Here is a 3,574-nt window from a genome sequence, read left to right as displayed (position 1 = left end):
CGCTCTCGCCCATATTTTTCATAGATATATTGCATCACCTCTTCACGACGTTGATGCTCAAAGTCGACATCGATATCAGGCGGTTCATTACGTTCCTTGGAAATAAAGCGTTCGAACAGCACGCTGATTTGGCGAGGGTCAACCGAGGTAATTTCAAGACAATAACAAACAACAGAGTTAGCCGCAGAGCCTCTGCCTTGATATAAAATTCCACGAGATTTGGCAAAGCGCACAATGTCATGCACAGTAAGAAAGAAATATTCGTAACCCTGCTCTTCAATGAGCTTAAGCTCGCGTCGAATCGTGCCTTGAATAGGTAGGGCAACACCGTTCGGAAAGCGCGTTTTCATACCTTTAGCCACTAAATGCTTCAAGTACTGATGAGCGGTGAAACCGTTCGGCACCAGTTCTTCTGGATATTCATAACGGAGTGTCGACAAATCAAAACAGCAGCGTTGTGCGATACGCACAGTCTCGGCCATATCCTGCTCAGAGTAGATTTTTCGCAACTTACTTAAAGGACGTAAACTACGCTCTAGGTTTGAAAAGCCCTTAGTGCCTAATTGATCGAGTGTCGTATTGTGGCGAATCGCGGTAAGTACATCTTGAATAGCCTGACGTTCAGGCACATGCATGTGCACATCACCAGCACAGACAATTGGCTGCTTAAAATCATGGCTTAGGCTACAACACCAACGTCGATATGCGCTGCCACGTTTAAACTCTTGCGCATCAAGCAGGCGCTCGTACAGCAGCCAGCAACGGTTATGAAATGCACGCTGTACAAACTCGGCAAAACTGCGATCAGCCTCATCTCCTAGTTCAGATTCAGGCTTGGCTTGAGAGCTCGGTTTCCATAACAACAAGGCATGCCGCAATGTGTTCAGATCTTGCTGAAAAACAGCATAGTGCCCTTTCTCGCAGCGCCTTCGAGCAAGCGTAATCAAGGCACATACTTCCGCATAAGCGGCTCGATCTGGGCATAAGAGCACAATTTTCGGCCCATCCTCGAGCTGAAACTCACTTCCAACAATGAGCTTTGTTTGAATGCCTTCAGAGCGCGTTGCCGCATAGGCCCTTACGACACCCGCCATAGAGCACTCATCTGTTAAGGCCAAAGCGCGGTATCCAAGCTGTTCAGCTTGCAGAATCAACTCTTCCGGCTGCGATGCACCACGCAAAAAACTGAAATTACTCAAGCAATGTAGTTCTGCGTATTCCACTTGATTATTCATACGACCAGCCGTGTATCTCGCATCGCTCTACGCAAACAGGCCGTGCACAAACCATTGCTGTTCAGCATCCCGAAACACCCACAACAATTGTTTGTACTCATTCAGGGCAACAAAGTAATCACGGGTGACAGCCTGATCTTGCCACCAAGCCGTTTGTACTCGCTCGGGGCCATGAATAATGCGCACCGTTTCAGCAAGGGCGGCCGGCTGCTCTAGCAATACAGAGGGCCGAAGGGTGCTGTCTGCATATTCGCGCAGTGGTTCAGATACCTGCCATTGTCGGCTTTGTTTGGGCATCTGCGTTGCAGGCCAATACTCAAAGCTTTGCTCTGGCACATGGGCGTCTTTTAATATCGGTCGCACCAGACGCTCCGGCCCTAAGCGGGACTCAAGGCGATTCAAGGTAGACGACACAGAACGCTGACTTATACCGGTATCAAATAAATCTTGTGGCTCTACATCTAGTGCCAACAAGGCACTCGCCTGCAGCTCCAAGCCTAATACGGGGGCATCCAACTTTAGATAATCAAATTTCAAGCGCAGCAAATCATGCCAATGTTGGGCACTTGTTTCTGGGTGACCACTTACCAATGACACTTTTTGAACGCGTTTATTCCGCGCATAAAGCAGACACTCAAGATGCTGCACAGTTTGACTGCGACAGCGCAAAAATCGCTCCATCCGTTCGAACAGACGTTTTGCTGGGAACAATAAAGCCGAAGCGCTGTGCACCTCCGCATCGAAGCTTAAAGATGACTGAAAATATTCAGGCAATGAGAAACGAGGAAGCACCGGTTTTGCTGCCGCTTTTAACTGGTGTAAATACATCACAAAGTCTTTGCCTAAGCGCATAGAAAGATCGGCATCAGGCAAGGCGATGAGCTCGCCAATCGTCTCTAGCCCCAAGCGCTGAAGCTTTTGCACCGTTTGTGCTGCAACATTCAAACAAGAAATCGGCAAACTATGCAGCGCGAGCTCTGCCTGTGGCGCGAACATACATGGCTCAGCAAGCAGGTACTGCCATCGCGCAAGCATTTCCGCCAGCAACGGTGATGGTGCAAGCGCACATTGCATATCGACATACTCAGCCTGTAGATGTGTCATCGTGGCCTGCACATAGCTTTGCACATCACTATACAGTTTCAGCATGCCGCTGAACTCAATCAGCAAGCAACGCTGCGCCTCGCGTACAACCACATCGCTACTTAAGGCATAACACTGCAAAGCAAGCTCATTCAGGCGCTTGCTTTCAAGCTCTTCATCCAAATCATAACACTGTAATTCGTTATGAATGGCCGAGGCCGTTCCGAGTTGCATGTGCATTTGCAGGCCTTCTTCTCGAGCTCGCTCGTTCAACTGAACAAGCTCTCGCTGGGGGTTAATCAGCACAATTGCTGGCGACTGAGTCTCGCTGTTCCCCGTATTTTTATCCAACGTAGCTTTCTCCGACCTATCTTTCTCTGACCTATCAGGAATAGCACTCACTAGACTATTCAAATGTAGATTCGGGAAGTGCAAGGCTAACCAGAGCATGATCCACCCCCCTAACTCTTACCAAGCGCAGAAGGAAACGAAATCACATTATGCTGATAAGCATGTGCATCGGAGATTTTCTGGCGCCGATAAAGCTCTGGCGAAGCGTTGTTAAGATTCAGCTGAAAAGGCTCAACGGCATAGGCGTTTTGTCGTTTAAAAACATCAAGCAACAAACCCTGATCGCTCGGCTGCAGCCGCATGCGTAAACTAATCGGTAAGGAGCTGTCTTGAGTCACCATAGAACGAATACAAAAAACCAGCGTATTGCTCTCTTTCGCAGCGATTTGCAAACGCTTTGCCTGTGCAGGGTCAAGCGTATCCAGCCAACAAACCACAGCCGAACAAATACCGCTTTGTAGCAAGGTATCCAGCACCCACAAAGACTCACTGGCGCTCAAGCTCTTGAGCATAACCGTGTTACTTGTAAAAGCAGCGCCAAGCCCCTGCGGCATAAGCTGCATGCATCCAGGTAACCACACTTGCAACTTGGTTTGATCTGTCGTTCTACTCGCCAGCGACGCAAGTACCGGAAGAATCAGCCGTAACTCACCGACCCCCATCGCAGAAGGTTGCAACTCGACCAAACCGGAATTTGGCCAACCACCAATTTGTTCATCAAGAACAGTAAAACCGCTAGGGATAAAGGCTGGCTCAGTAATATGATTCGGCGCCTGATTGGCACTCCAAACAAGACGCCGATTTTTTAGCTCTTGCAAAGAAAGGGACATTTGCCACATCCAAGATCAAATCATCGGACGAGCAAATATACTGTATAAATAAACAGTAATTCAAATTAAGATTTG

3 protein-coding genes are annotated in these 3,574 nt (G+C 48.5%); all 3 read right to left on the bottom strand.

Features of this window, described 5'->3' with window-relative positions; genetic code table 11:
- Window positions 1-1,235: PHP domain-containing protein (locus tag A3751_RS12770; RefSeq protein ID WP_156492425.1), on the bottom strand; the 1,235-nt coding region annotated here is incomplete at its 3' end.
- 27 nt (window positions 1,236-1,262) lie between these two features.
- A complete protein-coding gene (locus tag A3751_RS12765) occupies window positions 1,263-2,768 on the bottom strand; it encodes a DNA polymerase Y family protein (RefSeq protein ID WP_068456624.1) in 1,506 nt (501 codons plus the stop codon).
- 11 nt (window positions 2,769-2,779) lie between these two features.
- The gene (locus A3751_RS12760) at window positions 2,780-3,499 is read right to left on the bottom strand and encodes a hypothetical protein (protein WP_068456621.1); all 720 of its coding nucleotides are present in this window, start codon (window positions 3,497-3,499) and stop codon (window positions 2,780-2,782) included.
- Between the last annotated feature and the right edge of the window lie 75 nt (window positions 3,500-3,574).

This window comes from Oleiphilus sp. HI0080 (genome assembly GCF_001635135.1).
This window is presented reverse-complemented; position numbering and strand designations above follow the sequence as displayed.